The sequence below is a fragment of the Pseudomonas phenolilytica genome, from assembly GCF_021432765.1.
GTDB lineage: Bacteria > Pseudomonadota > Gammaproteobacteria > Pseudomonadales > Pseudomonadaceae > Stutzerimonas > Stutzerimonas phenolilytica.
On the sequence record NZ_CP058908.1, the window covers coordinates 2,442,611 to 2,469,401 of the forward strand.

The following is a 26,791-nucleotide window of genomic DNA, read 5'->3' on the forward strand; positions in this document are numbered from 1 at the left end:
AGCCAAACCGCAGGCGACAAAAGCCGTGTGGCGATGGGGCGTGGTGACTGGCAGAGGCGCCCCCAGCGGAACCCGCCGAGGCGAAAGCGCCCTAAACTACAGCGGCGCCGCGCGCCTCTTTCTTCTTTCCACGAACAGGATTTCCCTTTGGCTACCAGCTTGCTTGCCTTGATCGACGATATCGCGACGGTTCTGGATGACGTATCCGTGATGACCAAGGTCGCCGCTAAGAAAACCGCCGGCGTACTGGGTGACGACCTGGCGCTCAACGCCCAGCAGGTCAGTGGCGTCAAGGCCGACCGTGAATTGCCGGTGGTCTGGGCGGTCTGCCGGGGTTCGTTGAAGAACAAGCTAATCCTGGTGCCGGCGGCGCTGCTGATCAGCGCATTCGCGCCCTGGGCGATCACGCCGTTGCTGATGCTCGGCGGCGCGTTTCTTTGCTACGAGGGTTTCGAGAAGCTGGCGCATCGCTTCCTGCATGACGATGCCGCCGCGCACGCCGAAACCGCCAAGGCGCTGGCCGATCCGGCGGTGGACATGGTGGCTTTCGAGAAGGACAAGATTAGCGGCGCGATCCGTACCGACTTCATCCTGTCCGCCGAGATCATCGCGATCACCCTGGGCACCGTGGCCAATGCCAGTTTCACCCAGCAGGTCATGGTGCTGGCCGGCATCGCTGTGGTGATGACCATCGGCGTCTATGGGCTGGTTGCCGGTATCGTCAAGCTCGATGACCTGGGGCTGGCCTTGAGCAAGGCGGCGAGCGGAGCGGTACAAGCCGTCGGTCGTGGCATCCTGTGGCTGGCGCCGTGGCTGATGAAAACGCTGTCGATCGTCGGCACCGCGGCGATGTTCATGGTCGGTGGCGGCATTCTCACCCACGGCATCGGCGTGGTGCATCACTGGATCGCCAACAGCGCCGAGCAGACCCAGCATTTGCCGTACATCGGCGCGGTGCTCGGTGGGCTGCTGCCGACGCTGCTCGACGCGGTATTCGGCATCGTCGCCGGTGGCGTGATTCTGGCGGTGCTGACGCTGGGCGGCCGCCTGTTCGGCAAGCGCGGCGCGGCGTCCTGATCAGTGGCGCCAGAACGCGGGGGTCAGCACCACCAGCACGGTGATGATCTCCAAGCGACCCAGTAGCATCCCGAGCGACAGCAGCCACTTGGCCGCATCCGGCAGCGGGCTGAAATTGCCGGCCGGGCCGATGATCGGCCCCAACCCCGGACCGACGTTGCACACAGCCGATGCCGCGCCGGTCAGTGCGGTGATCAGATCCAGTCCGAGCAGCGCCAGGCATAGCGCGAGCGCGCCGATGGTGATGGTGATGAAGAAGGAAAAGGTCAGGATAGACCGGACGATATCCTCATCCAGCGTGTGGCCGTTGTACTGCTGGCGAATGACTGCGCGCGGATGGATCAGCTGCTTGAGGTTGGCCCGCAGCAGCGCGTAGGCGACTTGGAAACGGAAGATCTTCAAACCGCCGGTCGTGGAGCCGGAGCAGCCGCCGATGAAGGTCAGGTAGAAGAACACCATCATCGCGAAACCGCCCCACTGGGTGTAGTCGCCCGAGGCGTAGCCGGTGGTGGTGACCACCGAAACCACGTTGAAGGTCACGATGCGCAGCGCGTACAGCCAATCGGCATCGTGGGTGAGCCAGTACCAGCCGCTGAACAGCACGCTGCTGACCACCACCAGGACCAGGAAGCCGCGTACCTGTTGATCGCGGATCAGCGCCTTGCGGTGGCCGCGCAGCGTGGCGACGTACAGGGTGAAAGGCAGGCTGCCGAGAACCATGAAGAACACCGCCACCCAGTGCGCCGACGGGCTGAATTTACCCATCGAGGCATCGGAGGTGGAAAAGCCGCCGGTGGATACCGTGGACATCGCATGGTTGATCGCATCGAACAGGCTCATGTCCGCCAGCCAGAAGGCCGCCACGGCCGCCAGCGTCATTCCCACGTAGATGGCGATCAGGTACTGCCCGGCGATGTGTGAGCGCGGCACGACCTTTTCCGACCAGTCCGACGATTCCGTCTGGAACAGGCGCATACCACCGATTCGCAACAGCGGCAGGATCGCTACGGCCATACCGATGAAACCGATGCCGCCCAGCCAGTGCAGCATCGAGCGCCACATCAGCAGGCCGGGCGAGGCGTCGTCGAGGCCGGTGAGGATGGTGGAACCGGTGGTGGTGATGCCCGACATGGTTTCGAAGAATGCGTCGGTGTAGCTGATGTGCCGGCTCAGCATCATCGGCAGTGCGGCGAAGCAGCAGACCACCAGCCAGCTGGCGGTCGTCAGGAAGTACATGTCGCGCGGCCGCAGCTTGGCGTTGGCCGGACGCCCCGGCGCGACCAGGGCGACGCCGCAGCCGCCGGTGATTGCGCTGGCCCAGATGAATGCCTGCAGGTCGTCGGTACGCTCGAACGCCAGCAGCGTGAGCATCGGCACGACCATGCCGATCGCCAGGGTGATGAGGAAAATGCCGAGGAGAAAACCGATGATGCGCAGCGTCGGTAAGGCCATTGGGTGCAACTCGGCGCCAGAAAATGAGGGCCGCCATTCTACCTGTGTCGGCCCGCCAGTAAACCGCCTGCAGCTTGCCGACAGGCGTATGTCTGGGGCCTCTTCACAAGCGCATGGCGATGCATAGAATAGCGGCCCGGCGCCGGCCGGTTCCGGCATCTGCGCGTGTTGCCTCCATGTCCGTCGACAATCCCTGTCTCACCTGTGGCGCCTGCTGCGCCTATTTTCGTGTGTCCTTCTTCTGGGGCGAATGCACGTCGTCCGGCGGCACTGTGCCCGAGCAACTGGTGGTGCAGGTCAGCCCCTACCACGTGGCGATGCAGGGCACCGAGGCCAAGCCAGCCCGCTGCGTCGGCCTGCTGGGTGAAGTCGGTTGTGGCGTGCGCTGCACGCTGTACGAGCAGCGCTCGAGCACCTGTCGTGAGTTCGAAGCCGCCTGGAGCAATGGCGAGCCCAACCCGCATTGCGACGCGGCGCGCGCGGCGCATGGCCTGCCGCCGCTGGTGCCGCCGCTGCAGCCGCACCTGTCACCCGATCGCGTCGCCTGAGGCGCACGCCTGCACGAGAGTTGCCCTGGCGGCGCCATCGGCCTCTAGAATGTCCGCTTCGTTCTGGAGGTAATGGATGGACGCTCTCGACCTGTTGCTCAACCGTGTTTCGGTTACCCGGCTGTGCGATCCGGCTCCCGATGCCGCGCAGCTCGACCTGCTGTTTCGCGCCGCGCTGCGCGCGCCGGATCATGCCCAGCTGCGACCCTGGCGTTTCCTGACCATCGCGGGGCCGGCCCGTGACCAGCTGGGCGAGTTGTTCGCCACGGCACTGCAGGCGCGCGACCCGCACTGCGCGCAAGAGGCCCTGCACAAGGCGCGCAGCATGCCGTTGCGCGCGCCGTTGCTGGTGGTGGTGATTGCGCATCTGCAGGCCCATCCGAAGGTGCCCGAAGGCGAGCAGCTGCTCGCCGCCGGCTGCGCGGCCCACGGATTGCTGCTCGCCGCTCACGCTCAGGGCATTGGTGCGGTGTGGCGTACCGGTGATTTCGCCTATGACGCGCAGGTCGCCGCTGGCCTTGGTCTGGCGGCGAACGAGCGCGTGCTGGGTTTTCTCTATCTGGGCACGCCGGAAGGGCGGGTACGCGCGGCGCCGGTGCTCGATCCGGCCGACTTCGTCAGCGCCTGGCCGTCGCGCTGATTAAGCGAGCGGCAGGCGCAGGCTGGCGATGAACCCGCCGGCCGGGTGGTTGCCCAGCTGCAGCTGGCCGCCGTGGCGTTCCGCCGCGCGACGGGCGATGGCCAGGCCCAGGCCATGACCGGCGGCGGTCTGCCCCGGCGCGCGGAAGAACGGCTCGCTCAACTGCGACAGATGCGCGGCATCCACGCCCGGACCGTGGTCGCGCACGCTGAGCGTCAGCCAGTCGCCCTCCCGGTGCGCCTGCAGTTCGATGGGCTGATCGGCCGGATTGAATCGCAGGGCGTTGCGCAGCAGGTTGTCGAGGGCACGTTCGAGCATGTCCGGCCAACCGCGCAACGTGCTGTCGGGGTCGATGTGGCTGTCGATGCGCTGATCCGGTGCGACGATGCGCGCGTTGTCCTTGAGCTGCTCGAAGATCGTCGGCAGGTCAATGGTCTGCGCCGAGCCGGGCTCGGCATCCATCCGGGCCAGTTCCAGCACCTCGCCGATCAGCGCTTCCAGGCGATCACACTCCTTGGTCAGGCGCGGCCAGAGCGCCTCGCGCTCGGCCGGTGTGGCGCGTTCGGCCAGCGCAAGGGCGATGCGCAGGCGTGCCAGCGGTGAGCGCAATTCATGGGACACGTCGCGCAGCAGCTGGCGCTGGCTGCCGATCAGCGTCTGCAGGCGGGCGCCCATGCGGTTGAAGTCGCCGGCCAGCACGCCCAGTTCATCGCGTCGCCTGGCCAGGCGCGCCAGCGAGTTCTGCTGATAGGTGGTCTGGCCAAGATCGTGGACGGCGCTGCGCAGGCGATCGAGCGGCCGCGTGATGGACAGCGTCAGCAGCAGGCTGAAGCCGCTCAGCACCACCAGCGCGATCGCTAGCGCGCTGAGCGGCCAGAACAGGCTGCCGCGGTGCCAGGCCCGTAGCTCGGGATGCGGAATACGGTAGATGAACAGGTAGGTATCGCCGCTGGCTGGGCTGGTGTAGTCCTCGGTCAGCCGGCGCCAGGGCAGCGAGTGATCGCGGTCGCGTTGACGTGCCTCGAACGCTGCGGCGCGTGGCGGGAAGGTGCCGCGAATGACCGGCTGGCCGTTCTCGCCCAGCACTTGCACGTCGATGTGCGCGCGATGCCGGTGCTGCTCCAGCAGGCGCTGGGCCGCAACTGCACCCTGTTGCTCGTAGACCCGGGTCCAGGTCTCCGCGAGGCCGCTGACAGCGGGGTGGCGGCTGAGAATCCAGGCGTCCTGGTTCAGCGCATGCCCGAGCAGCAGTGCCAGGCCGGCGACCAGTGCAATGGCGAGCCAGAAGGTTGCGAGAATGCGCCAGAACAGTGATCGCACGGCTGTCTCCACGGCGAAGCCCGGCCGGAGCGTGCGCACCGGCCGGGCGGTTGGTAAGTGCGACGATCAGTTCTGCTGATCGCGCTCGGCTTTCCACTTGAGGAACTCGGCGCGTTCGGCGCGCCTTTCTGCCATCTTCTTCAGGCTTTCGTCGAAGGCCTTCTGCTGCTCGGGCTTGAGCAGCGCGCGCATCTGCTTGTGAATGTCATCGCGGCTCTTCTGGATCTCGTCCTGCATGGCCTTGCGTTCGGCTTCCGGCAGCTTGTCCAGGTAGCGCTGGGTGACGGCTCGACGCTGTTGCATCTGCTCGCCCATCAGCTTGTGCATTTCGCGTTGCTGTTCGCGGGTCAGGTCCAGTTCCTGAAACATCCGCGGGCCCTGTTTGCCGCCCATTGGGCACTGGCCGCCGTCCCGCATGGCGCCGGGCATGGCCATGACGGCAGTGGGAATAGCGGTGACGAACAGCAGGGCGATGAGGGATTTGCGCATCTTGGTTACTCCTGTGATGAAAGCCGGTTCGCGGACTCTGCGCCGGGTTTTCCGGGCGGCGGCTGGTCTGTGACCGGATGAGTTCAGTCTAGGGAGGGCAAGGTCAAGCGCGGTCAGCGTCGGGTAAAGGCTCGGTAAAGACGCTCAGCCGGCGTACAGGTAGCCGCGTCCGCGCAGCGCGACGATGCGCGGGCTGCCGTCGGCATGCGGACCGAGCTTGCGCCGCAGGTTGCTGACATGCATGTCGAGGCTGCGGTCGTAGAGGGTCAGTTTGCGTCCCAGGGCATGCTGGGCGAGGGCCTGCTTGTCCAGCGGTTCGCCGGGCTGGGCGAGCAGCGCTTCGAGGATGCGGCCCTCGGATAGCGTCAAGCTGACATCGTGTCCGCCGATACTGGCGACGCCGCGCGCCGGGCTGTAGCACAGGTCGCCACGTTCCAGCTGGCTGGGCGTGGCCGGCGGCAGGCTGCGGCGCAGCACGGCACGCAGGCGCGCCGTGAGTTCGCGTGGGTCGCAGGGCTTGGCCAGGTAGTCGTCGGCACCAAGCTCTAGGCCGAGGATGCGGTCCAGCGGTTCGCCGCGCCCGGAGAGCATCAGTACCGGCAGACCGGGATGTTCGCTGCGCAGCTGCTTGAGCAGCTCCAGGCCGCTGCCGTCGGGCAGCATCACGTCGAGTACCACGGCGGCCGGCTGGAATTCGGCCAGCGCGGCGCGGGCGCTCTGACCGTCGTGACAGGCGTGGGCGACGAAGCCTTCCTGCGCCAGCCAGCTGATCAGCAGCTCGCACAGTTCGTGGTCGTCATCGATCAGCAGCAGTTCGTTCATGAATGATTCAGTTCAGCCATTGGCGACGCCGGCGCCCGCGGGTCACCAGCAGGCCGAGCAGGAAGCTCGCGACGCCGACGCTGCCGCCGACGGCGAACCATTTCTGTTCCTCGCTGAGCAAGGGCAGCGGGGCCTGGCTCTGCGCTTCCTGCAGCTGCAGGCGTAGGCGCTGGTTCTCCTGCCGCAGGCGCTGCAGGGCCAAAGTGTCGATTGTCGGCGCATTATCGGTCGCTGCCGGGGCGGCGTCTTCGCTCGTCTGCTCCTCCACATCCGCTGCGGGGGCTTCCTGGGCGTGAACGGTCGGTGCGAGCAGGCTCACGGCCAGCAGCAGGGGAAACAGGGCACGATGCATCTGACTACCTTCTCCTTGGTGCTGGCCACGGTGAATCCGCAGCCAGGCTGATCCTTGTGTTTCGGTCAGGGCAGCACTTTCTTGAACGGCTTGACCAGCACATCGCTGTAGACGCCGGCGGCCTTGTAGGGATCGGCTTCGGCCCATTCCTGCGCGGCTTGCAGCGAGTCGAACTCGGCCACCACCAGGCTGCCGGTGAAGCCGGCCGCGCCCGGATCGTTGCTGTCGATTGCCGGATGCGGCCCGGCGAGTACCAGTCGGCCTGCTTCCTTGAGCGCTTCCAGGCGGGCGAGATGGGCCGGGCGGGTGGCAAGGCGTTCCTGCAGGGAGTTCGGGGCGTCGGTGGCGATGATGGCGTACAGCATGGTTACTCCTTGGACGGTGCGGGAGTCGTCTGCATGTGGCGGACGAGGTAGAAACTCTGGCCGATCATGAACAGCAGGGTCAGGCCCAGGCTGCCGAAGACCTTGAAATCGACCCAGATGGCCGGGAAGGTGAACGCGACGAAGAGGTTGGCGCCGCCGCAGACGAGAAAGAAGGCGACCCAGGCGGCGTTCAGCCGGGCCCATTGCGCGGCGGGTAGCTCGGCCACATGGCCCATCAGGCGCTGAACCAGCGGCTTGTCGCCGAACAGCTGACTGCCGGCGAAAGCCAGCGCGAACAGTGCGTTGACCACCGGCGCCTTCCACTTGAGCACGGTTTCGCTGTGAAACGCCAGGGTCAGCCCGCCGAACACCAGGCAGGCGGCGAGGGTGATCAACTGGCTCTTGTCCAAGCGCCGTTGCTTGGCCAGGAGCGCGCCATAGACGAGCAACGAGCTGAGGATCAGCACTGCCGTTGCGCTGAAAATGCCGCCGAGGGCGAACTCATGCCCGGCGATTTCGAGGCTCCGTGGCTCGATCTTGTAAACCGCGAAGAACAGCAGCAGCGGGATGAAATCGATGAATTGTTTCACGATGCGGGCCGGCAACCTTGAGTGGGCGGCATAATAGCAAACCGGATTGTCGGCGGAACGCATGCGCCGAACGCGCAGCACCAAGCCTTTGGCGGGCGGTCTCAACGACAACGTTGGCCCGCGTGCGCGCCAGACGCCCCTCTGGCGGCGTACACTGACGCACTGTTCTTTCCGGTGCGCCAGCGCCGCCGGCCACCACGGCCTTCCGGCTTCCCGATCCGTTTCTTGAGTAACGAGCCCTCTGATGATTGTCGACCTGCATTGCCACAGCACCGCTTCCGATGGCGTTCTTGCGCCGTCGCTGGTAGTGGAGCGCGCGCACGGGCGCGGCATCGAGCTGCTGGCACTGACCGACCATGACACGCTCGAAGGGCTCGACGAGGCGCATGCCGCCGCCAGCGCGCTGGGGGTGCGGCTGATCAATGGCATCGAGCTTTCGTGCCTGTGGAACGGGGCTACCATTCATGTGCTGGGCTATGGTTTTTCCCGCACGGCGCCGGCGCTGCTGCACGCCATTGCCGCGCTGCACGATGGCCGCTGGCGGCGTGCCGAGCTGATCGCCGAGCGTCTGGCGGCCAAGGGCATGCCCGGCGCGCTGGACGGCGCGCGGGCAGTGCAGCAGGAGCTGGGCGACAGCGGCAACGCGCCGGCCCGGCCGCATTTCGCCGAATTCCTGGTGCGCGCCGGCCATGTGCGCGATCGCGCGGAGGCGTTCCGCAAGTGGCTGGGGGCGGGCAAGCTGGGCGATGTGAAGCAGCACTGGCCGAGCCTCGAACAGACCGTGACAACGCTGCGTGAAGCCGATGCCTGGATCAGCCTTGCGCATCCCTGGCAGTACGCCTTCACACGCAGCAAGCGCCGCCGACTGGTGACCGATTTCGTCCAGGCGGGCGGCCATGCGCTGGAAGTGGTCAACGGTATGCAACCGCTCGACCAGGTGGGCGGGCTGACGATTCTGGCGCGCGAGTTTGGCCTGAAGGCCAGTGCCGGCAGCGATTTTCACGCGCCGGGCGATTGGTCCGAGCTGGGGCTGTACCGCCCTTTGCCGGAGGATTTGTCGCCGCTATGGAGATGTTTCGATCATGAGTGCCGCAGATCTGCTGCCAGCTGAACAGGGAGTCGCCATGAGTCAGTTTTTCCAGATTCACCCGGATAATCCGCAACCGCGGCTGATCAAGCAGGCCGTGGAGATCATCCGCCAGGGTGGGGTGGTGGTCTATCCGACCGATTCGAGTTATGCCGTGGGCTGCTCGATAGGCAACAAGTCCGGTATCGAACGCATCCGCCGGCTGCGCCAGCTGGACGACAAGCACAACTTCACCCTGGCCTGCCGCGACCTGTCGCAGCTCGGCATGTTTGCCAAGGTCGATACCGCAGCCTTCCGGCTGCTCAAGACGCACCTCCCGGGGCCATACACCATCATTCTTTCGGCCACCCGCGAAGTGCCGCGCATGCTCCTGCATCCCAAGCGTCGCACCATCGGTCTGCGCGTACCTGCACAGCCGATCGCCCAGGCACTGCTGGCGGAGCTGGGCGAGCCGCTGATGAGCGTCAGTCTGATCCTGCCGGGTGACGAGCTGCCGATGAGTGATCCGTACGAGATGCGCGACGCCCTCGAGCATCAGGTGGACCTGATCATCGACGGCGGTTACGGTGGAGTCGAAGCCTCCACCGTGGTCAGTCTGGTGGATGACCAGCCGCAGGTGATGCGGGTCGGCTGCGGCGATCCCGCGCCGTTCATGGCCTGAGCCCGTTGCGTTCTCTCCATCCGACAAGGACCGCCTTTTGAGTTCCATCGATTCGCAGCGGCGTGTGGTATCCGGCATGCGCCCCAGCGGCCGTCTGCACCTGGGCCACTACCACGGCGTGCTGAAGAGCTGGACCCGCCTGCAGCACGAGTACGAGTGCTACTTCTGCATCGTCGACTGGCACGCGCTGACCACCGACTACGAAGCCAGCGGCGCGATTGCCCAGCACGTGATGGACATGGCGGTGGACTGGCTGGCTGCCGGCGTCAGCCCGAGTTCGGCGACCCTGTTCATCCAGTCTCATGTGCCCGAGCACGCCGAGCTGCACCTGCTGTTGTCGATGATCTGCCCGCTGGGCTGGCTGGAGCGGGTGCCGTCCTACAAGGAGCTGCAACAGCACCTGCAGCACAAGGAGCTCGATACCTACGGTTTCCTCGGCTATCCGCTGCTGCAGGCGGCGGACATCCTGCTGTACAGAGCTGGGTTGGTGCCGGTGGGCGCCGACCAGCTGCCGCATATCGAGTTCGCCCGTGACGTGGCCCGACGCTTCAATCACCTGTACGGGCGCGAGGCAGATTTCGAGGACAAGGCCGAGGCGGCCATCCGCAGGCTCGGCAAGAAGACCGCCAAGCTCTATACCAGCCTGCGCAAGAGCTATCAGGAGCAGGGCGACGTGGAGGCGCTGGGCACCGCGCGCGCCATCATCAAGGAGCAGCAAACCATTACCCTCAGTGATCAGGAGCGGTTGTACGGTTACCTCGAAGGCTGTGGCAAGCTGCTGCTGCCCGAGCCGCAGGCTCTGCTGAGCGATGCGCCGAAGATATCCGGCCTCGACGGCGGCAAGATGGCCAAGTCCAACAGCAACGCGATCTTCCTGCGCGACACGTCCGAGGAGGTCGCCGAGAAAATCCGCCGCATGCCCACCGATCCGGCACGCGGACATCGCCAGGACCCGGGCGAACCGACGCGCTGCCCGGTGTGGCAGATGCATGTCACGCATTCGGACGAGGCGGTGCGCCAGTGGGCCGAGCAGGGTTGCCGCAGTGCCGGTATCGGCTGCCTGGAATGCAAGGCGCCGCTGATCGACGCCATTCGCGCCGAGCTGGCGCCGCTGCAGGAGCGCGCGCTGGACTACGAGCAGAACACCGATCTGGTGCGCAGTATCCTTGCCGACGGTGCCGAGCGTGCCCGCGACGAGGCGCGCGAGACGCTGGTCGAGGTCCGCCAGGCAATGGGCCTCGGCTATCGCTGAGCCGCGCGCGGAGACTTCCATGCAAAAAACCGAGACGCCTGACGTCGAATCGAGCCAGCCCGGCGAGCAGCTGCGCCTGGCGCTGGTGTACGGCGAGGCCGTCACCGAGCTGCCGCTGGACCTGTACATTCCGCCGGATGCGCTGGAGGTGTTCCTCGAAGCCTTCGAGGGGCCGCTCGACCTGCTGCTGTACCTGATCCGCAAGCAGAACATCGACATCCTCGATATTCCGGTGGCGGAAATCACCCGCCAGTACATGGGCTACGTCGAGCTGATGAAGAGCGTGCGCCTGGAGCTGGCCGCCGAATACCTGGTGATGGCCGCCATGCTCGCCGAGATCAAGTCGCGTATGTTGCTGCCGCGCTCGGCCGAAGCCGCCGAGGAGGAAGACGATCCTCGCGCCGAGCTGATCCGCCGTCTGCAGGAATACGAACGCTTCAAGGCAGCCGCCGAAGATCTGGATGAGCTGCCGCGCGTCGGTCGCGAACTGCACATGCCGCGCTTGGATGCCCCCGAGGCGCGTGCGCGCAAGCTGTTGCCGGATGTCAGCCTGGAAGAATTGCTGGTGTCGATGGCCGAGGTGCTGCGTCGCGCCGACATGTTCGAGAGCCATCAGGTGACGCGCGAGGCGCTCTCGACCCGCGAACGCATGAGCGAAGTGCTGGAACGGCTCAAGGGTGGCGCTTTCGTGCCGTTCGTCGCGCTGTTTCGTGTCGAGGAAGGGCGCCTCGGCGTCGTCGTGACCTTCATGGCGGTGCTCGAACTCATCAAGGAATCGCTGGTCGAGCTGGTGCAGAATGAGCCCTTCGCGCCGATCCACGTGCGCAGCCGTACCGAATAGCTCAAGTCAGGAGTCATCCGTGGACCTGTCCGATCCCAAGGACCTCGCTTCGCTGCTCGAAGCCTTTCTGCTCGCCTCGGGCAAGCCGCAGTCGCTGGAACGCCTCGCCGAGCTGTTCGAGGAGGCCGAGCGGCCATCTTCGGCGCAGCTGAAGAAAGCGCTGGACGTGCTGGAAAAGTCCTGCAAGGGCCGCGCCTTCGAGCTGAAGGAGGTTGCCAGTGGCTACCGCCTGCAGGTGCGCGAGCGTTTCGCACCGTGGGTCGGCCGCTTGTGGGAGGAGCGCCCGCAGCGTTACTCGCGCGCGCTGCTGGAAACCCTTGCGCTGATCGCCTATCGCCAGCCGATCACCCGTGGCGAGATCGAGGACATCCGCGGCGTGGCGGTCAACAGCCAGATCGTCAAGACGCTGCTGGAGCGCGAGTGGATCCGCGTGGTCGGTCATCGCGACGTCCCGGGGCGGCCGGCGATGTTCGCCACCACGCGCCAGTTTCTCGACCACTTCAACCTGAAGAATCTCGACGAACTACCGCCGCTGGCGGTGCTGCGCGAAATGGAGCCGGAACTGCGGCCGGTGGTGGATGAGGAAGACGCGGCCGTGCCGGCCGATCTGCAGGCACGGGCCGATCTGGCCGCCGAGGAACCACAGGACGAGCCGCGCGAGCAGACCAGTTTTCGCAGCCTGCTCGCCGAGCTGGACGGCATGGAGCAGGGACTCAAGACCGATTTCGACGATCTGCTGGAACCTGCAGTCCCCGACGCGGACGACGAATCCGCGCCGTAACCGCTTACCACGCAGGGCGAAACGCTCAATGCGGGCGGCTGACGGTCCGCGCACGCGCGGCCGTTGCAATGCTGTCCGGCCTCTCCTTATAGTCCTGCCCGCATCGGGTCGTCTCGACGAACGGGGCGGACCTTCCAGCAGGGTGAGAGCCAGGAACAGACCCTCATGATCGAATTAAGAAGTCTGACGAAACGATTCGCCCAGCACACGGCGGTGGATGCCTTGTCGTTCAGCGTCCAGCCGGGCGAGGTGCTGGGCTTTCTCGGCCCGAACGGCGCCGGCAAGTCCACCACCATGAAGATGCTGACCGGTTTTCTCGCGCCGACCTCCGGCAGCGCCAGCATCTTCGGCCACGATATCCAGACGCAGACGCTGCAGGCCCAGCGCCAGATCGGCTATCTGCCCGAAGGCGCGCCCTGTTACGGCGACATGAGCGTGCGCGGCTTCCTCGAGTTCATCGCCGAGGTGCGCGGCTTCCGCGGCGCAGCCAAGCGCCAGCGGGTCGAGGCGGCGGTCGCGCAGGTGGAGCTGGAAAAGGTGCTCGGCCAGTCCATCGAGACGCTTTCCAAGGGCTTCAAGCGCCGGGTCGGACTGGCACAGGCGATCCTCCACGATCCGCGCGTGCTTATCCTCGACGAGCCCACCGATGGCCTCGACCCGAACCAGAAGCATCAGGTGCGCGAGCTGATCCAAGGGCTGGCACATGACAAGATCGTGATCATCTCCACGCACATTCTCGAAGAGGTCAGTGCCGTGTGCACCCGCGCGCTGGTGATCGCCGGCGGCCGACTGGTGGCTGACGGTACGCCGCTGGAGCTGGAAGGACGCTCGAAATACCACCAGGCGGTAACGCTGGTCGGCGACGGCGCGCTGGATGCCGATGCGCTGGCGGCGCTGCCGGGTGTCGCCGGGGTGGAGACCAACCGCAGCGACGCCAGCCTGACCGTGCTGGCGCAGCCGGGGCAGGTGATCTTCCCGCAGGTCAATGCGCTGATCAGCCAGCGTGGCTGGGCGGTGAAGGAGCTGGACGTCGAGCGCGGCCGGCTGGATGAGGTGTTCCGTACTCTGACCCGCGGGGAGGCGCAATGAGCCAGTTGCCGATTATCTTCAAGCGCGAGTTGGCCAGCTATTTCGCCACGCCGCTCGCCTACGTGTTCATCCTGATCTTTCTGGTGCTGTCGGGCGTGTTCACCTTCTACCTGGGCGGCTTCTACGAGCGCGGCCAGGCCGATCTCACGCCGTTCTTCAGCTTCCATACCTGGCTGTACCTGTTCCTGATTCCGGCCGTCGCCATGCGCCTGTGGGCGGAGGAGCGCAAATCCGGCTCCATCGAGCTGCTGATGACGCTGCCGATCACCCGTTTCGAGGCGGTGACCGGCAAGTTCCTCGCCGCCTGGGTGTTCGCCGGTATCGCGTTGCTGCTGACCTTTCCGATGGTCATCACCGTCAACTACCTGGGCGAGCCGGACAATGGCGCGATCGTCGCGGGCTACTTCGGCAGCTGGCTGCTGGCCGGCGCCTTCCTGGCCATCGGCTCGTGCATGTCGGCGCTGGCGAAGAACCAGGTGATCGCCTTCATCCTCGCGGTTGCGGTGTGCTTCCTGTTCATCGTCAGCGGCCTGCCGATGGTGCTCGATGCCTTTGCCTGGGCACCGCAGTGGCTGATCGATGCAGTCGCTTCGCTGAGCTTCCTGGTGCGCTTCGACTCCATCAGCAAGGGCGTGATCGACCTGCGCGACTTGCTGTATTTCGTCACGCTGATCGTCGCCTGGCTGGCCGCCACCGCTGTGGTCGTCGATCTGAAGAAAGCCGCCTGAGGAACCGCCATGAAACGAGTCATCTATTCCGGTGCCGGGCTGCTGCTGATCGCGCTGGCATTCCTGGTGTTCAACGGGCTGTCCGGCGTGCTGTTCACCAATGCACGGCTGGATCTGACCGAGCAGAAGCTCTACACCATCTCCGAGGGCACCGAGCGCATTCTCGACAGCCTGCAGGAGCCGATCGAGCTGCACTTCTTCTATTCCGATGAAACCGCCAAGGAGCTGGTGCAGCTGCGCAACTACGCGCGGCGCGTCGAGGAAATGCTGCGCGCCTACGAGCGCGCCTCGGGCGGCAAGCTGAAGCTGCAGGTGATCGATCCGCAGCCGTTCTCCGAGGACGAGGATCGCGCCGCCGAGTTCGGCCTGCAGGCGGTGCCGCTGAACCAGGGTGGCGACAAGATTTACTTCGGCCTGGCCGGGCGTAACGCCGAGGGCATGACGCAGATCATCCCGTTCTTCCCGCTGGACCAGGAGGAGTTTCTCGAATACGAGATCAGCCGTCTGGTGCAGAGCCTGGCGAAGGCCGAACTGCCGGTGGTTGGCGTGCTTTCCGACCTGCAGATCAACGGTGGCTTCGACATGCGCACCCAGCAGGCGACGCCGCCGTGGATGGTGCTGGAGGAAGTGCGCCAGCTGTTCCATATCGAGAGCCTCAAGCGCGACATCGACATGATCCCGGCGAATGTCTCGGTGCTGCTGCTGATCCATCCCAAGCAGCTGCCGGAGCAGACGCTGTACGCCATCGATCAGTTCGTGCTGCGCGGCGGCAAGCTGCTGGCATTCGTCGATCCGTTCAGCGAAGCCGATCCGGGCATGAGCTTCGGTCCGGGCGAGGCGGCCGAGGATCGCGCCTCCGATCTGGAGCCGCTGCTCAAGGCCTGGGGCGCGCGGTTGCTGCCGGGGCAGGTGATTGCCGATGCCTCCTACGCGATGTCCGTGGGCGTGGGCGCCGAACGCCGACCGGTGCGCCATCCGGGCTGGCTGAGCCTGCCACACGCGGCCGTCGACGCGCAGGACGTCACCACCGCCTCGCTGGAAAACCTGACGCTGGCCAGCGCCGGTATCCTCGAACCGCTGGAGGGCGCCGGAACGACCTTCACGCCGCTGCTGCACAGCTCGACCTACGCCATGCCGGTGGAGGCGCAGCGCTTCGTCACGCTGGACAACCCGGAAACTCTGCTGCGCGGCTTGGACCCGAGCGGCCAGCGTTACACGCTCGGCGCGCGCATCCAGGGGCCGGCGAAGACGGCATTCCCCGACGGCATCGAGGGGCGCAAGGACGGCCTTGCCGAGAGCGAGCGCATCAACGTGATCGTGATCGCCGATACCGACCTGCTCAGCGATCGCATGTGGGTACAGGTGCAGGACTTCTTCGGCCAGCGCGTGCCGCAGCCGTGGGCCGACAACGGTGCCTTCGTGATCAACGCGCTGGACAACCTGTCGGGCACCGACGCGCTGATCAGCGTGCGTTCGCGCGGTCGCTTCACGCGGCCGTTCGTGGTGGTCGAGGAGCTGCAGCGTCAGGCGGAGAACCGCTTCCGCGAGCAGGAAGAGGTGCTCCAGCAACGGCTGGCCGCCACCGAGCAGAAACTAGCCGAGCTGCAGAGCAGCGACCCGGAGCAGGCGCTGGAACTGACTGCCGAGCAGGAAAGCGCACTGCAGCAGTTCCTGCAGGAAAAGCTGCGTATCCGCAAGGAACTGCGCGAGGTGCGCTACCAGCTCAATGCCGATATCGAGGCGCTGGGGCGGACGCTCAAGTTCGCCAATATCGTGCTGGTGCCGTTGCTGCTGACGCTGGCGGCGCTGGCCCTGTGGCTCTGGCGCCGGCGCAGGGCGGCCTGAACCGGCGGCCCTGGCCACCGCCCGATACCGGGAGAAATGGGGGCTGACAGCCACGGGCGTTGTTTTATACTCCGGCGACGGTGGCTGCCCGTCTCAGTAGCCTCTATGGCGCAGCACCGATAAGCCCCTCGTCAGAGGAATAACAAAAAGCGAGTTGGAGTGTGGGTAATGGCTGAACGCGAGACCGGAACCGTCAAGTGGTTCAACGATGCAAAAGGCTATGGATTCATTCAGCGGGGTAACGGTGCCGACGTGTTCGTGCATTACCGCGCGATTCGTGGCGAGGGCCACCGCTCGCTGACCGAGGGTCAGCAGGTGGAATTTTCGGTGATCCAGGGCCAGAAGGGCCTGCAGGCCGAGGACGTTGCCGGCGTCTGAGCTTCGCTCGCGCAAACGCAAAGCCCGTCTTGATGACGGGCTTTGTGCTTTTCAGGGGCATCGGCGCCAGCCGCGGATCAGCCCGTGCGCCAGACGATTTCCTGCTCGCCATCGGTGCTGATGCGTATCCAGCGATCGGCTTCGTCGTCGGCTTCTTCTTCCTGCCAGCCGCCTGGCGCACAACGGATTTCCACGCCCAGCGCCTGGTGTGCGGCACGCGCGCAGGCGAGGTCGTCTTCCCACGGTGTGGCGTCGCTTTCCAGCAACAGGCAGTGCCATTTGCCGACCGCCTTCGGCAACCAGAGCACCGGAATGCCGGCGGCGCTGCACTTGAAGGTCTGACCTTTCTGCTGCCAGGGCGTACAGGCGCCGATGGCCTGTTCCAGCCAAGCGCCGACAGCGTCCTGGCTGGCGTCCCTGAGGTAGATCTCGATGTCCGGTTGACGCATGTCGGTGGCCTTGTATGGGGCGGAGGTCAGTCGCGCTGGATCAGGTCGTAGCGTATCGCAACCCGCACGCTCAGCGCTGTATCGATCACCGCGGCGCGGCGCTCGGCGCTGGCGCGCCAGCCGTGCGGCGTCATCGCCAGCAGGTCGGCGCGCGCCTGCGCATCGTCCAGTTGCAGCGCGTAGCTGAGCGTTTCGCTATGCGCCAGGTGCATGCCGTCCGGGATCAGCGCCAGGTGCTTTTCGTCATCGTAGTCGCGCACTTCGTCATACAACCGTGCGCGCAGCTCCCAGAGGTGCTCGCGCGTCGGCCCCATACGCAACAACACGCCGCCGGATGTCAGCACGCGGCGGGCTTCGTTCCAGTCGAGCGGGCTGAACACGCTCGCCGCCAGATCGCAGCTGGCGTCGGCCAGCGGCACGCGGGCCATGCTCGCCACCAGCCACTCGAGTTGCGGCGCCCGCTTGCAGGCACGCTTGATCGCCTCGCGGGAAATGTCCAGTGCATAGCCCTCAGCCCGCGGCAGCGCCGCTGCGAGCTGGGCGGTGTAGTAGCCCTCGCCGCAGCCGATGTCCAGCCAGCGCCGCGGTGCGCGTTCGGTCGCAAGTTCGGCCAGACGCCGGGCCAGCGGCGCGTAGTGGCCGCCGTCGAGGAAGCGTCGGCGCGCCTCGACCATCGCCTGGTTGTCGCCCGGATCGCGGCTGTTCTTGTGTTGTACCGGCAGCAGATTGAGATAGCCCTGGCGCGCACGGTCGAAACGGTGATTGGCCGGACAGATGACCCCATTGTCGACCGCACTCAGCGGCGCCTGGCAGATCGGGCAGATCAGCATGCGAGCAGGTTCACCAGGGTCTGGTAGTAGATTTCGGTGAGCAGATCGAGGTCGCTGGCGAGGATGTGCTCGTCGACCTGATGAATCGTCGCGTTGACCGGTCCAAGCTCGACCACCTGGGTGCCGAGGGTGGCGATGAAGCGTCCGTCCGAGGTGCCGCCGCTGGTGGACGGCGTGGTCTCGCGACCGGTGACGCTGCGGATCGCCTTGGCCACGCCGTCGAGCAGCGCACCCGGCTCGGTAAGGAAGGGCAAGCCCGACAGTGCCCAGTCGATGCTCCAGTCCAGGCCGTGCTTGTCGAGAATGGCGGCGGTGCGCTGCTGCAGCTGCTCGACGGTGGATTCGGTGGAGAAACGGAAGTTGAACACCGCTTCCAGCGTGCCGGGGATGACATTGGTCGCGCCGGTGCCGGCGTTGAGGTTGGAAATCTGGAAGCTGGTCGGTGGGAAGAACGCATTGCCATCGTCCCAGTGCTCGGCGGCGAGTTCCGCGAGCGCCGGCGCGGCCAGGTGGATCGGGTTCTTCGCCAGGTGCGGATAGGCGACATGGCCCTGCTGGCCGCGCACGGTCAGCGTGCCGCCGAGCGAGCCGCGGCGACCGTTCTTCACTACGTCGCCGACCAGTGCGGTGCTCGACGGCTCGCCGACGATGCACCAGTCCAGCCGCTGGCCACGTTCGCGCAGGCGCTCGACCACCGCCTTGGTGCCGTGGTGCGCGGGGCCTTCCTCGTCGCTGGTGATGAGGAAGGCGATCTGTCCCTGGTGCTGCGGATAGTCAGCAGTGAAACGCTCCACCGCGACGATCATCGCCGCCAGGCTGCCTTTCATGTCCGCGGCGCCGCGCCCGTGGAGCATGCCCGCGTCGTCGATGCGCGCGCTGAACGGCGGATTCTGCCAGGCCTGCAGCGGGCCGGTCGGCACCACGTCGGTGTGGCCAGCGAAGCACAGCACCGGGCCTTCGTTGCCGCGGATCGCCCAGAAATTCTCCACGTCCTCGATGTGCATCGGCTCGATGGCGAAGCCGCAGGCCGCCAGGCGCTGGCTCATCAGCTGCTGGCAGCCTTCGTCCAGCGGCGTGACGGACGGACGGTTGATCAGCTCGCAGGCGAGTTCGAGCGTCGGGGAGAGGGCGGGGGCGGTCATCACGGCTCCGGTACGGCGGGGAAAGGGCGCCATATTAAAGCAAAGCCGTGGCGGCGGTGACGCTCGGCTGCGGTGGTTGTGGCGCGGCGAGGTCTTATAATCGGCGGGTCTTTTTCCGGGGAGTCGGCATGTCTATCGATGAACAGCGTTTCGGCGGCATCGCCCGCTTGTATGGCCGCATCGGTCTCGAGCGGCTGGCGGCTGCTCACGTCGCGGTGGTCGGCATCGGTGGAGTCGGCTCCTGGGTGGCCGAGGCGCTGGCGCGCAGCGGTGTCGGCGAGATCAGCCTGTTCGATCTGGACGACGTCTGCATCACCAACACCAACCGGCAGATCCAAGCCGTCGAGGGGGCCGTGGGCAAGCCCAAGGTGGACGAAATGGCTGCGCGCATTCATGCCATCAATCCGTCTTGCCGCGTGCATGCGGTGGCGGACTTCGTCACCCGCGAGACGATGGCCGAGTACATCACCGAAAACCTGGATTGCGTCATCGACTGCATCGACAGCGTGCCGGCCAAGGCGGCGCTGATCGCCTGGTGCAAGCGGCGCAAGATCCAGATCGTCACCACCGGTGGTGCGGGCGGGCAGGTGGACCCGACGCAGATCCAGGTCGCCGACCTGAACAAGACCTTCAACGACCCGCTGGCGGCCAAGGTGCGCGCCCTGCTGCGTCGCGAATACAACTTCTCGCGCACGCCGGGACGCAGCTACAGCGTGCCCTGCGTGTTCTCCACCGAGCAGCTGCGTTACCCCAAGCCCGATGGCGGCGTGTGCCAGAGCAAGAGCTTCGTTGGCGAAGGCGTCAAGCTCGACTGTGCCGGTGGTTTCGGTGCGGTGATGATGGTCACCGCCAGCTTCGGTATGGCGGCGGCGGCCAAGGCAATCGACAAGCTGGTGGCCGGCGCACGGCGGCCGGCCGAGCGAAAGTCGGCCGACTGATGGCGCCGCTGCGGCGCCTCAAGAGGGCTGCCGACCGTGCCAGGACGCTCTGGAATGCGCCTCGCAGGAAAGTTCCGGTGTCATAAAACCTTTATCTAACAGCCACTTGGCTGCAATAAGTCGTCGCCAAGATTCCCCCCAACACAAAGAGCCCATCTCGTGTGTTTCCGACGCTAAACATAAAGGGGAATTTTGGATGATCCGTAAGCACTTCGCCGGTTTCGCCGCCAGCGCTCTGGCTCTGGCCGTTTCCGCCCAGGCTTTCGCCGGTACCGTCACCACCGATGGCGCCGATATCGTTATCAAGACCAAGGGTGGCCTGGAAGTAGCCACAGCGGACAAGGAATTCAGCTTCAAGCTCGGTGGTCGCCTGCAGGCCGACTACAGCCAGTTCGACGGTTTTTACACCGAAGATGGCGGCAGTCAGGATGCCTCCTATTTCCGCCGTGCGTTCATCGAAGTTTCGGGCGTCGCCTACAAGGACTGGAAGTACCTGCTCAGCTATGACCTGGCGCACAACGCCGGCAGCAGCGACGACGGTTACTTCGACGAAGCGTCGATCACCTACACCGGCTTCAAGCCGGTCGAAATCCGCTTCGGCCGCTTCGACCCCATCTTCGGTCTGGAGAAGGCCACCAGCTCCAAGTGGGTCACCGCGCCGGAGCGCAACTCGGTTTATGACCTGATGGAATGGGTCAACGGTCACCAGAACGGCATGGGTATCGAAGTGGCCGCCACTGCTGGCGACTCGCTGTTCGGTGCCGCAACCCTGAGCGCCAAGGACAACGGCGATGACAACGGCCAGAGCACCAAGCAGCTCAACCTGCGCGGTGTCTTCGCCCCGCTGCACGAAGCCGGCAACGTCCTGCACCTGGGTCTGAACTTCGCCCAGCGCAACGCCGACGACGATGGCTACGATGCACGCTTCCGCAGCCGCATGGGCATGCGCGGTGTGGATACCGAAGGCGGCACCGAAGCTAACAGCGGCAACCGCGGCGCGTTCGGTGGCTACAACAACTCCGATGCCGGCGACTGGGACAAGGACACCGCCTGGGGTGCTGAACTGGCCTGGGCAACCGGCCCGCTGTCCCTGCAGGGCGAGTACATGAAGCGCACCCTGGAGGCCGATAACGCGGCAGAAGACATCGAAGCCGATGGTTTCTACGTACAGGCTGCCTACACCCTGACCGGCGAGGCCCGCGGCTACAAGCTCGGCAAGTTCGACGCGATCAAGCCGGAGAACAAGCAGATCGGCGCGTGGGAAGTGTTCTACCGCTATGACGATTTCAGCGTTGAAGACGACAACGGCGTCGGCGCCGTGGCCGGTGTGGTCGATTACGGCACCGGTCTGCGCGATGTCGGCGAAGTCGACGGCAAGACGCACAACCTGGGCGTCAACTGGTACGTCAACGAAGCGGTGAAGCTGAGCGCCACCTACGTCAAGGCCAAGACCGATGGCATCACCAACTACGAAGGCGACGACGACGGCGACGGCTTCGTGATCCGTGGCCAGTACGTGTTCTAAACATCACTTCATCCGTGATGCTCCCTTGAGCCCCGCCCCAGGCGGGGCTTTTTTTCGTCTGTGCGACGGGCCAGACTGCCCGGCATGCCTATCCAGACCCTTTCCCGACTCGTCGACCTCGACCCCGCCAGCTGGGACGCCTTGCTGCCCTCGGCGCAGCCGTTCGTACGCCATGCCTTCCTCTCGGCGCTGGAGGATAGCGGCAGTGTCGGCGCCGGTACCGGCTGGCAGCCGGCGCATCAGCTGCTGCGCGATGCGCGGGGCGAGCTGCTGGCGGCGCTGCCGTTGTACCGCAAGAGCCACTCCTACGGCGAATACGTGTTCGACTGGGCCTGGGCCGATGCCTGCCAGCGGGCCGGCATCGCCTACTATCCCAAGCTGCTCTGCGCCGTGCCGTTCAGCCCGGTGCACGGCGCGCGCCTGCTGGGTGATCTGCCGGCGCACGGCGCGATGCTCGACGAGCTGACGGAAACGCTGCCCAGCCAGGGCGTTTCCGGGCTGCACCTGAACTTCACCGATGCGGCGGCCGACGCGGTGCTGAGTGGACGTGCCGGCTGGCTGGAGCGGATCGGCTGCCAGTTTCACTGGCACAACCGGGGCTATCGCGATTTCCAGGATTTCCTCGACGCGCTCGCATCGCGCAAGCGCAAGCAGCTGCGCAAGGAGCGTGAGCAGGTGGCGCTTCAGGGCGTCGAATTCGACTGGCTGGGCGGCGACCAGCTCAGCGAGGCACAGTGGGATTTCGTCTACGCCTGTTATGCCAATACCTACCACGTGCGCGGGCAGGCGCCGTACCTGACGCGGACATTCTTCAGCCTGCTGGCCGAACGCATGCCGCAGGCCATTCGCGTGGTGCTGGCGCGCCAGCATGGGCGGCCGGTCGCGATGGCCTTCAGCCTCACCGATGGCGAGGTGTTATACGGCCGCTACTGGGGCTGCCTGGGTGAGTTCGATCGGCTGCATTTCGAGACCTGTTTCTACCAGGGCATCGAACAGGCGATTGCCGCCGGCTGGCAGCGTTTCGATGCCGGCGCCCAGGGCGAGCACAAGCTGATTCGCGGTTTCGAGCCAGTGATCACGCGCTCCTGGCACTATCTGGCGCATCCCGGCTTGCGTGCCGCGGTGGCCGAATTCCTCACTCAGGAACGCGCGGGTGTACAGGCCTATGCCGAGGCGGCACGCCAGGCGTTGCCGTATCGGCAGGCTGACTGACGGCGCAATAGGCACGCACCGACTAGGCGCGAAGAGAAAAAATCAGTGCGACGCTGCGCTGTTCTCTTCGTGAATACGCAGCATCTGCTCCAGCTCGCTGCGCAGCAGCGGGTCGTCGCAGCCGGGCAGGTACTCACGCAGTTTGCGGATGACCCACTGCTGACCGCGATCGACGAAGGGCAGGCGCTCGTCCAGCGATTCGATGGCCATGGCCTTGCCGTAGAAGGCGCCGGTGTCCCGGTTCGGCTCCAGACCCAGGTGCTTGAGGCAATTGAGCAGCAGCTTGCAACTGTCGATCTCGCCCTGGCGAATCTGCTCCAGCAGCTCGCGCTGCTGCGGATCGGTGGCCTGCTGCAGCGATTCGCCGGCAACCTTGGCACCGGCACGCTCGGCGCTGAGCAGGTCCTGTAGCAGCTGGGCCTGGCCTTCGGGGGTATTGAGGGGGCTTTGTGGGGCACTCATTACGCGATCTCCTGTAGCAGAGCAGTGCGCGGATGGGCGCAGCGGCTCGGCCGCCGCGTCGTTGCCGCAAGCGAGATGACCGGCGAGGCCGGTCATCGGAGGGGGTCAGAGCTTCTTGGCGCTGACGATCTTCACCGGCGTCAGCGGCACGTTCTGCATCATGCTGCGATTGCCGGTCGGTACCTGGGCGATCTGGTCGACCACGTCCATGCCGCGCACCACCTTGCCGAACACGGCGTAGCCGAAATCGCGCGCGCCGTTGTCGAGGAAGTCGTTGTCGCGGTGGTTGATGAAGAACTGGCTGGTCGCCGAGTTGACGTTCTGCGTGCGCGCCATCGCGATGGTGCCACGCACGTTGTGCAGGCCGTTGTCGGCCTCGTTCTTGATCGGCTCGCGAGTAGGCTTCTGGTTCAGCCCTTCGCCAAAGCCGCCGCCCTGGATCATGAAGCCGGGAATCACACGGTGGAATACGGTGTCGTCGTAGAAACCGCTTTCCACGTAACCGAGGAAATTCTCGACACTGATCGGCGCTTTCTCGGCGTCGAGTTCCAGCTCGATTTCACCCAGGCTCGTGGTGAGCAGGACGTGCGGATTGTCGGCGGCCAGCAGCTGGCCGGCGAGCAGCATGGAACAAGCGGCGAGGGCGAGGCGTTTGAGCATGGTGGTTTTCCTGATGGTGGCAATGACGATCAGCCGCTGGCGGCAGATTGCTCACCATCGTACGTCCTGAATAGCTCGATGAGAATCCGTGTGGCGGGGCCGAGCGGCTTGTCGGGGTTGGTGTAGAGATAGAACAGCGGCCGGCGGATGCCGCCCTGAATCAGCGGCAACGGCACCAGCACACCCTCGGCCAGCTCGCGCAGGATCATGTGCCGCGGCAACCAGGCGAAGCCCAGGCCGCTGCTGACGAACGCCACGGAGGTCGCCAGGCTGCCGACCGTCCAGCGCTGCTCGGCGCCCAGCCAGCCACTGTCGCGCGGCTGGCGTGCGCCGGTGTCGCGCACCACCACCTGCATCTGGCTCTGCAGATCCTGCACACTGAGTTTGCGGCCCAGTTGATGCAGCGGGTGTTGGGCGTGCGCCACGGCAATGAACTCGACGGTGCTCAGTTCCGCGCCCAGGTAGCCGGTGATATCGAGCGCGCTGATCGCCAGATCGGCGGAGCCGTCCTTGAGCACGTCCTCGACGCCGGACAGCACTTCCTCGCGCAGACGCACCCGGCAGCCGCGGCTCTTGGGCATGAATTCGGTGAGCGTGTGGATCAGCTTGGCGTTGGGATAGGCGGCGTCAACCACCAGCCGTACCTCGGCCTCCCAGCCCTGCTCCATGTGGTGGGCGAGTTCTTCCAGCTGACTGGCCTGGGTCACCAGTTGTCGCGAGCGACGCAGCAGCACTTCGCCGGCTTCGGTGAGCGCTGCCTTGCGGCCTTCGATGCGCAGCAGAGGCACGCCGAGCTGTTCCTGCATGCGCGCGACGGTATAGCTGACGGACGATTGCGAACGGTGCAGCACTTCCGCCGCCTGGGCAAAGCCGCCGTGGTCGATCACCGCCTGCAGGGTGCGCCATTGCTCCAGTGTCACGCGAGGCCCTTTCATTCCCTGGTCTTCCTGTGCCGTAGGTCTGTTACGCTGGCCGCCCCCTGTTGGAGACAGCCGAAATGAAACGACGTTGCTACCTGTTGCTGGCCTGGCTGCCGCTCACCGCGCTGGCGGCGACCTATCCAGTCGACCTCGACCAGCAGCTCAACGGGGCCGAGATCATGGCCTCTGCCGAAACCATCGACCGCGACATGGCCGGCCTGCAGCTGCATAACCACGGGCAAACCGTCGCACGCTGCACCGTGGTGTTCCGCAATGGACCGGAGGCGCCGCGAACCCGCCGCACCGAGATCCAGCCCGGCGAGCAGAAGATCCTGACCGCCAAGTTCAAGCGCGAGATTCTCCGCCTGCGCATCCAGCTCACCTGCGAGCCGCGCTGAGCGCCAGCGGCGCCGCTCAGTCGAGTACGTTGTCCAGAATCTCGTAGACGATGCCGGTGGCGATGGCGATCAGCACCACATCGCGGCCGACCTGACGCCACTCGTAGCCTGGGTAGTAAGGCAGGTGGCTCAGCAGGCGGCCGTCCATCTTCTTCGCAATACCCGGCGGCAGCGGCTTGCCGCGCGCCAGATTCTTCGAGATGCCCGGCGGCAGAGCGGAAACCGGCGCCAGCAGATCGCGATGGCTGCGCAGGGTGATGCGTACATCGCCGAGATCGACCGACGGGCCGTGGCGGCGATAGTCCTGATCATAACGCGGCGCATGATTGTTGCCCTTTTCGCCCCGGCCTGGTTTGCCGTCGTGCGGCGGCTGAGCCTGGACCGCAGGGATTGCACCGAGCAGGGCGGTCAGAGCGACCGCAACGCCGATACGCGTGTGCTTGAGCATGTTCGGTCCTCATGGAATTAAGCCGTGTGCTCAGCTTAGCGTCAGTTGCGCTTGCAGAATATGCCGCCGTTACGTAATCGCGCCTTTGCCAGGCAGACGGGTTAACCTATGCCACCGTTTTTATCCGACTTTTCCGAGGTAGCACCCTTGTTCGACCAATTCGCCCTGCACGAACGCCTGCTCAAGGCAGTCGCCGAACTCAAATTCGTCGAGCCGACCGCCGTGCAGGTCGCCGCCATCCCCCCGGCGCTGGAGGGCAAGGACCTGCGCGTGACGGCGCAGACCGGCAGTGGCAAGACCGCTGCCTTCGTGCTGCCGATGCTCAACCGGCTGATCGGCGATGCACAGCCGCGCGTCGATGTGCGGGCGCTGATCCTGCTGCCGACGCGTGAACTGGCGCAGCAGACGCTCAAGGAAGTCGAGCGCTTCTCGCAGTTCACCTTCATCAAGTCCGGGCTGATCACCGGCGGCGAGGATTTCAAGGTGCAGGCCGCCATGCTGCGCAAGGTGCCGGACGTGCTGATCGGTACGCCCGGACGGCTGATCGAGCACCTGAATGCCGGCACGCTGATCCTCAAGGACGTGGAAATCCTCATCCTCGACGAAGCCGATCGCATGCTGGACATGGGTTTCGCCGAAGACGTGCAGCGATTGGTCGGCGAGTGCGCCAAGCGCCAGCAGACCCTGCTGTTCTCCGCCACCAGCGGCGGTGCGAGCCTGCGCGAGATGGCCGCGCAAGTACTGCGCGAGCCGCTGCACCTGCAGCTCAACCGTGTCAGCGAGCTGAACGAGGGCACGCGTCAGCAGATCATCACCGCCGACGACATTGCGCATAAAGAAAAGCTGGTGCATTGGCTACTGGCCAACGAGACCTACCAGAAGGCCGTGGTGTTCACCAACACCCGCGCCCAGGCCGACCGCCTCTACGGGCACCTGGTTGCCGCCGGCACCAAGGTCTTCGTACTGCACGGAGAGAAGGACCAGAAGGAGCGCAAGCTCGCCATCGAGCGCCTCAAGCAGGGCGGCGTCAAGGTGCTGGTCGCCACCGATGTGGCGGCGCGCGGGCTGGATATCGAAGGCATGGACCTGGTCATCAACTTCGACATGCCGCGCTCCGGCGACGAGTACGTCCACCGCATCGGCCGTACCGGGCGGGCCGGCGGCGAAGGTCTGGCCATCTCGCTGATCTGCCACAACGACTGGAACCTGATGTCCAGCATCGAGCGCTACCTCAAGCAGCGTTTCGAGCGCCGGGTGATCAAGGGGCTCAAAGGCACCTATCAAGGGCCGAAGAACCTCAAGGCCTCGGGCAAGGCCGCCGGCAGCAAGAAAAAGAAGCTCGAGAAGAAGAAAGGCAGCGCCGACAAAAAGGCCAAGCCGGCCGCCAAGCGGCCGAAGAACTCGCCGCGTCCGGCGCCGTCGCCGGTGGTCAGCCAGGACGGGCTGGCGCCGCTCAAGCGCAAGAAGCCGGCTGCGGAGTGACAGCCGGC

Annotated in this window: 31 protein-coding genes; 17 read left to right on the top strand and 14 right to left on the bottom strand. The window is 65.7% G+C overall.

The features are described from left to right. Positions 1-147: 147 nt before the first annotated feature. On the top strand, positions 148-1,077 hold the full coding sequence (locus HU825_RS11760; protein WP_234302084.1) for a DUF808 domain-containing protein: 930 nt from the start codon (positions 148-150) through the stop codon (positions 1,075-1,077). Here HU825_RS11760 and HU825_RS11765 read toward each other — a convergent pair whose 3' ends face one another. Beyond that, positions 1,078-2,529 carry a TrkH family potassium uptake protein gene (locus HU825_RS11765; protein WP_043296692.1) on the bottom strand — a complete coding sequence of 484 codons (1,452 nt, stop codon included), beginning with the start codon at positions 2,527-2,529 and terminating at the stop codon, positions 1,078-1,080. It lies immediately after the preceding gene. Between the two features lie 176 nt (positions 2,530-2,705). Here HU825_RS11765 and HU825_RS11770 point away from each other — a divergent pair, with 176 nt between their 5' ends. Both HU825_RS11770 and HU825_RS11775 read left to right on the top strand, forming a co-directional pair. Next, positions 2,706-3,077: a YkgJ family cysteine cluster protein gene (locus tag HU825_RS11770; RefSeq protein ID WP_008570111.1), complete on the top strand. Its 372-nt coding sequence runs from the start codon at positions 2,706-2,708 to the stop codon at positions 3,075-3,077. A gap of 76 nt (positions 3,078-3,153) precedes the next feature. After that, positions 3,154-3,717 (top strand): nitroreductase family protein, encoded by a 564-nt coding sequence (locus tag HU825_RS11775; protein WP_043296691.1) that lies wholly within the window; start codon positions 3,154-3,156, stop codon positions 3,715-3,717. Here the strand turns inward: HU825_RS11775 and HU825_RS11780 are convergent, their stop codons facing one another. The 6 genes from HU825_RS11780 to ispZ form a co-directional block, all read right to left on the bottom strand. Then, on the bottom strand, positions 3,718-5,037 hold the full coding sequence (locus tag HU825_RS11780; RefSeq protein ID WP_234302085.1) for a sensor histidine kinase: 1,320 nt from the start codon (positions 5,035-5,037) through the stop codon (positions 3,718-3,720). 66 nt (positions 5,038-5,103) lie between these two features. Continuing rightward, a complete protein-coding gene (locus tag HU825_RS11785; RefSeq protein WP_054095199.1) occupies positions 5,104-5,526 on the bottom strand; it encodes a Spy/CpxP family protein refolding chaperone in 423 nt (140 codons plus the stop codon). A 144-nt stretch (positions 5,527-5,670) separates the two neighbouring features. Next, positions 5,671-6,348, bottom strand: coding sequence for a response regulator transcription factor (locus HU825_RS11790; RefSeq protein WP_077683892.1), 678 nt, complete (start codon positions 6,346-6,348; stop codon positions 5,671-5,673). Between the two features lie 7 nt (positions 6,349-6,355). After that, positions 6,356-6,700 (bottom strand): SH3 domain-containing protein, encoded by a 345-nt coding sequence (locus HU825_RS11795; RefSeq protein ID WP_234302086.1) that lies wholly within the window; start codon positions 6,698-6,700, stop codon positions 6,356-6,358. 65 nt (positions 6,701-6,765) lie between these two features. Next, positions 6,766-7,065, bottom strand: coding sequence for a YciI family protein (locus HU825_RS11800; RefSeq protein WP_043296687.1), 300 nt, complete (start codon positions 7,063-7,065; stop codon positions 6,766-6,768). Positions 7,066-7,067: 2 nt separating this feature from the next. Continuing rightward, entirely contained in the window at positions 7,068-7,655 is a 588-nt protein-coding gene (gene ispZ, locus HU825_RS11805; protein ID WP_234302087.1) for a septation protein IspZ, read from the bottom strand. Positions 7,656-7,899: 244 nt separating this feature from the next. Between ispZ and HU825_RS11810 the strand changes: the two genes are divergently transcribed. The 9 genes from HU825_RS11810 to HU825_RS11850 all read left to right on the top strand — a co-directional run bounded on the left by HU825_RS11810 (position 7,900) and on the right by HU825_RS11850 (position 16,317). Then, the gene (locus HU825_RS11810) at positions 7,900-8,766 is read left to right on the top strand and encodes a PHP domain-containing protein (protein WP_155552811.1); all 867 of its coding nucleotides are present in this window, start codon (positions 7,900-7,902) and stop codon (positions 8,764-8,766) included. Positions 8,767-8,779: 13 nt separating this feature from the next. Continuing rightward, positions 8,780-9,403 (top strand): L-threonylcarbamoyladenylate synthase, encoded by a 624-nt coding sequence (locus HU825_RS11815; protein WP_234302088.1) that lies wholly within the window; start codon positions 8,780-8,782, stop codon positions 9,401-9,403. A gap of 76 nt (positions 9,404-9,479) precedes the next feature. Then, a complete protein-coding gene (locus HU825_RS11820) occupies positions 9,480-10,655 on the top strand; it encodes a tryptophan--tRNA ligase (RefSeq protein WP_232249141.1) in 1,176 nt (391 codons plus the stop codon). 142 nt (positions 10,656-10,797) lie between these two features. Further along, entirely contained in the window at positions 10,798-11,496 is a 699-nt protein-coding gene (locus tag HU825_RS11825) for a segregation and condensation protein A (protein WP_234303394.1), read from the top strand. Positions 11,497-11,515: 19 nt separating this feature from the next. After that, complete coding sequence (scpB, locus tag HU825_RS11830; RefSeq protein ID WP_003289453.1) at positions 11,516-12,277, top strand: SMC-Scp complex subunit ScpB; 762 nt, start codon at positions 11,516-11,518, stop codon at positions 12,275-12,277. Between the two features lie 165 nt (positions 12,278-12,442). Then, entirely contained in the window at positions 12,443-13,366 is a 924-nt protein-coding gene (locus tag HU825_RS11835; protein WP_077683897.1) for an ABC transporter ATP-binding protein, read from the top strand. After that, entirely contained in the window at positions 13,363-14,094 is a 732-nt protein-coding gene (locus tag HU825_RS11840) for an ABC transporter permease subunit (RefSeq protein WP_234302089.1), read from the top strand. Before HU825_RS11835 ends, HU825_RS11840 begins: the two co-directional genes overlap by 4 nt. 9 nt (positions 14,095-14,103) lie before the next feature. After that, positions 14,104-15,939: a GldG family protein gene (locus HU825_RS11845; RefSeq protein WP_156716488.1), complete on the top strand. Its 1,836-nt coding sequence runs from the start codon at positions 14,104-14,106 to the stop codon at positions 15,937-15,939. 168 nt (positions 15,940-16,107) lie between these two features. After that, the gene (locus HU825_RS11850) at positions 16,108-16,317 is read left to right on the top strand and encodes a cold-shock protein (RefSeq protein ID WP_003289458.1); all 210 of its coding nucleotides are present in this window, start codon (positions 16,108-16,110) and stop codon (positions 16,315-16,317) included. Positions 16,318-16,394: 77 nt separating this feature from the next. On the opposite strand, the gene HU825_RS11855 is transcribed toward HU825_RS11850, so the two are convergent. Genes HU825_RS11855 through dapE form a run of 3 tightly spaced genes read right to left on the bottom strand, consistent with a single transcriptional unit; the run spans position 16,395 to position 18,738 of the window. Then, positions 16,395-16,766: a hypothetical protein gene (locus HU825_RS11855; protein ID WP_234302090.1), complete on the bottom strand. Its 372-nt coding sequence runs from the start codon at positions 16,764-16,766 to the stop codon at positions 16,395-16,397. Between the two features lie 26 nt (positions 16,767-16,792). After that, positions 16,793-17,596, bottom strand: a complete 804-nt coding sequence (locus HU825_RS11860; protein WP_234302091.1) for a putative RNA methyltransferase — start codon at positions 17,594-17,596, stop codon at positions 16,793-16,795. After that, a complete protein-coding gene (gene dapE / locus HU825_RS11865) occupies positions 17,590-18,738 on the bottom strand; it encodes a succinyl-diaminopimelate desuccinylase (RefSeq protein WP_043296679.1) in 1,149 nt (382 codons plus the stop codon). The genes HU825_RS11860 and dapE overlap by 7 nt, the downstream gene beginning before the upstream one ends. Positions 18,739-18,866: 128 nt before the next feature. On the opposite strand from dapE, the gene tcdA reads away from it, so the two are divergent. From tcdA to HU825_RS11880, 3 genes are all read left to right on the top strand, one after another. After that, positions 18,867-19,676: a tRNA cyclic N6-threonylcarbamoyladenosine(37) synthase TcdA gene (gene tcdA / locus HU825_RS11870; protein ID WP_138299623.1), complete on the top strand. Its 810-nt coding sequence runs from the start codon at positions 18,867-18,869 to the stop codon at positions 19,674-19,676. Between the two features lie 196 nt (positions 19,677-19,872). Then, a complete protein-coding gene (locus tag HU825_RS11875) occupies positions 19,873-21,201 on the top strand; it encodes an OprO/OprP family phosphate-selective porin (protein WP_008570089.1) in 1,329 nt (442 codons plus the stop codon). A gap of 84 nt (positions 21,202-21,285) precedes the next feature. Then, positions 21,286-22,413: a GNAT family N-acetyltransferase gene (locus tag HU825_RS11880; RefSeq protein ID WP_234302092.1), complete on the top strand. Its 1,128-nt coding sequence runs from the start codon at positions 21,286-21,288 to the stop codon at positions 22,411-22,413. Between the two features lie 42 nt (positions 22,414-22,455). On the opposite strand, the gene HU825_RS11885 is transcribed toward HU825_RS11880, so the two are convergent. The 3 genes from HU825_RS11885 to HU825_RS11895 form a co-directional block, all read right to left on the bottom strand. Next, positions 22,456-22,875, bottom strand: a complete 420-nt coding sequence (locus HU825_RS11885; protein WP_003289468.1) for a DUF6306 domain-containing protein — start codon at positions 22,873-22,875, stop codon at positions 22,456-22,458. A gap of 105 nt (positions 22,876-22,980) precedes the next feature. Further along, entirely contained in the window at positions 22,981-23,535 is a 555-nt protein-coding gene (locus HU825_RS11890) for a peptidylprolyl isomerase A (RefSeq protein WP_003289470.1), read from the bottom strand. A 29-nt stretch (positions 23,536-23,564) separates the two neighbouring features. Then, a complete protein-coding gene (locus HU825_RS11895; RefSeq protein WP_054095214.1) occupies positions 23,565-24,470 on the bottom strand; it encodes a LysR family transcriptional regulator in 906 nt (301 codons plus the stop codon). A gap of 62 nt (positions 24,471-24,532) precedes the next feature. On the opposite strand from HU825_RS11895, the gene HU825_RS11900 reads away from it, so the two are divergent. After that, positions 24,533-24,853, top strand: coding sequence for a hypothetical protein (locus tag HU825_RS11900; protein ID WP_008570086.1), 321 nt, complete (start codon positions 24,533-24,535; stop codon positions 24,851-24,853). A gap of 16 nt (positions 24,854-24,869) precedes the next feature. Here the strand turns inward: HU825_RS11900 and HU825_RS11905 are convergent, their stop codons facing one another. Next, positions 24,870-25,301: an anti-virulence regulator CigR family protein gene (locus HU825_RS11905; RefSeq protein WP_077683905.1), complete on the bottom strand. Its 432-nt coding sequence runs from the start codon at positions 25,299-25,301 to the stop codon at positions 24,870-24,872. 147 nt (positions 25,302-25,448) lie between these two features. On the opposite strand from HU825_RS11905, the gene HU825_RS11910 reads away from it, so the two are divergent. After that, a complete protein-coding gene (locus HU825_RS11910; RefSeq protein ID WP_008570083.1) occupies positions 25,449-26,783 on the top strand; it encodes a DEAD/DEAH box helicase in 1,335 nt (444 codons plus the stop codon). The last annotated feature ends 8 nt before the right edge of the window (positions 26,784-26,791 follow it).

What these genes read in the sequence shown, in the direction of transcription:
- HU825_RS11765 (WP_043296692.1), bottom strand. Translation starts at nt 2,529, where the DNA reads ATGGCCTTACCGACGCTGCGCATCATCGGTTTTCTCCTCGGCATTTTC.
- HU825_RS11770 (WP_008570111.1), top strand. Translation starts at nt 2,706, where the DNA reads ATGTCCGTCGACAATCCCTGTCTCACCTGTGGCGCCTGCTGCGCCTAT.
- HU825_RS11775 (WP_043296691.1), top strand. Translation starts at nt 3,154, where the DNA reads ATGGACGCTCTCGACCTGTTGCTCAACCGTGTTTCGGTTACCCGGCTG.
- HU825_RS11785 (WP_054095199.1), bottom strand. Translation starts at nt 5,526, where the DNA reads ATGCGCAAATCCCTCATCGCCCTGCTGTTCGTCACCGCTATTCCCACT.
- HU825_RS11790 (WP_077683892.1), bottom strand. Translation starts at nt 6,348, where the DNA reads ATGAACGAACTGCTGCTGATCGATGACGACCACGAACTGTGCGAGCTG.
- HU825_RS11795 (WP_234302086.1), bottom strand. Translation starts at nt 6,700, where the DNA reads ATGCATCGTGCCCTGTTTCCCCTGCTGCTGGCCGTGAGCCTGCTCGCA.
- HU825_RS11800 (WP_043296687.1), bottom strand. Translation starts at nt 7,065, where the DNA reads ATGCTGTACGCCATCATCGCCACCGACGCCCCGAACTCCCTGCAGGAA.
- HU825_RS11810 (WP_155552811.1), top strand. Translation starts at nt 7,900, where the DNA reads ATGATTGTCGACCTGCATTGCCACAGCACCGCTTCCGATGGCGTTCTT.
- HU825_RS11815 (WP_234302088.1), top strand. Translation starts at nt 8,780, where the DNA reads ATGAGTCAGTTTTTCCAGATTCACCCGGATAATCCGCAACCGCGGCTG.
- HU825_RS11820 (WP_232249141.1), top strand. Translation starts at nt 9,480, where the DNA reads ATGCGCCCCAGCGGCCGTCTGCACCTGGGCCACTACCACGGCGTGCTG.
- HU825_RS11835 (WP_077683897.1), top strand. Translation starts at nt 12,443, where the DNA reads ATGATCGAATTAAGAAGTCTGACGAAACGATTCGCCCAGCACACGGCG.
- HU825_RS11840 (WP_234302089.1), top strand. Translation starts at nt 13,363, where the DNA reads ATGAGCCAGTTGCCGATTATCTTCAAGCGCGAGTTGGCCAGCTATTTC.
- HU825_RS11845 (WP_156716488.1), top strand. Translation starts at nt 14,104, where the DNA reads ATGAAACGAGTCATCTATTCCGGTGCCGGGCTGCTGCTGATCGCGCTG.
- HU825_RS11850 (WP_003289458.1), top strand. Translation starts at nt 16,108, where the DNA reads ATGGCTGAACGCGAGACCGGAACCGTCAAGTGGTTCAACGATGCAAAA.
- HU825_RS11855 (WP_234302090.1), bottom strand. Translation starts at nt 16,766, where the DNA reads ATGCGTCAACCGGACATCGAGATCTACCTCAGGGACGCCAGCCAGGAC.
- HU825_RS11860 (WP_234302091.1), bottom strand. Translation starts at nt 17,596, where the DNA reads ATGCTGATCTGCCCGATCTGCCAGGCGCCGCTGAGTGCGGTCGACAAT.
- dapE (WP_043296679.1), bottom strand. Translation starts at nt 18,738, where the DNA reads ATGACCGCCCCCGCCCTCTCCCCGACGCTCGAACTCGCCTGCGAGCTG.
- tcdA (WP_138299623.1), top strand. Translation starts at nt 18,867, where the DNA reads ATGTCTATCGATGAACAGCGTTTCGGCGGCATCGCCCGCTTGTATGGC.
- HU825_RS11875 (WP_008570089.1), top strand. Translation starts at nt 19,873, where the DNA reads ATGATCCGTAAGCACTTCGCCGGTTTCGCCGCCAGCGCTCTGGCTCTG.
- HU825_RS11880 (WP_234302092.1), top strand. Translation starts at nt 21,286, where the DNA reads ATGCCTATCCAGACCCTTTCCCGACTCGTCGACCTCGACCCCGCCAGC.
- HU825_RS11885 (WP_003289468.1), bottom strand. Translation starts at nt 22,875, where the DNA reads ATGAGTGCCCCACAAAGCCCCCTCAATACCCCCGAAGGCCAGGCCCAG.
- HU825_RS11890 (WP_003289470.1), bottom strand. Translation starts at nt 23,535, where the DNA reads ATGCTCAAACGCCTCGCCCTCGCCGCTTGTTCCATGCTGCTCGCCGGC.
- HU825_RS11895 (WP_054095214.1), bottom strand. Translation starts at nt 24,470, where the DNA reads ATGAAAGGGCCTCGCGTGACACTGGAGCAATGGCGCACCCTGCAGGCG.
- HU825_RS11900 (WP_008570086.1), top strand. Translation starts at nt 24,533, where the DNA reads ATGAAACGACGTTGCTACCTGTTGCTGGCCTGGCTGCCGCTCACCGCG.
- HU825_RS11905 (WP_077683905.1), bottom strand. Translation starts at nt 25,301, where the DNA reads ATGCTCAAGCACACGCGTATCGGCGTTGCGGTCGCTCTGACCGCCCTG.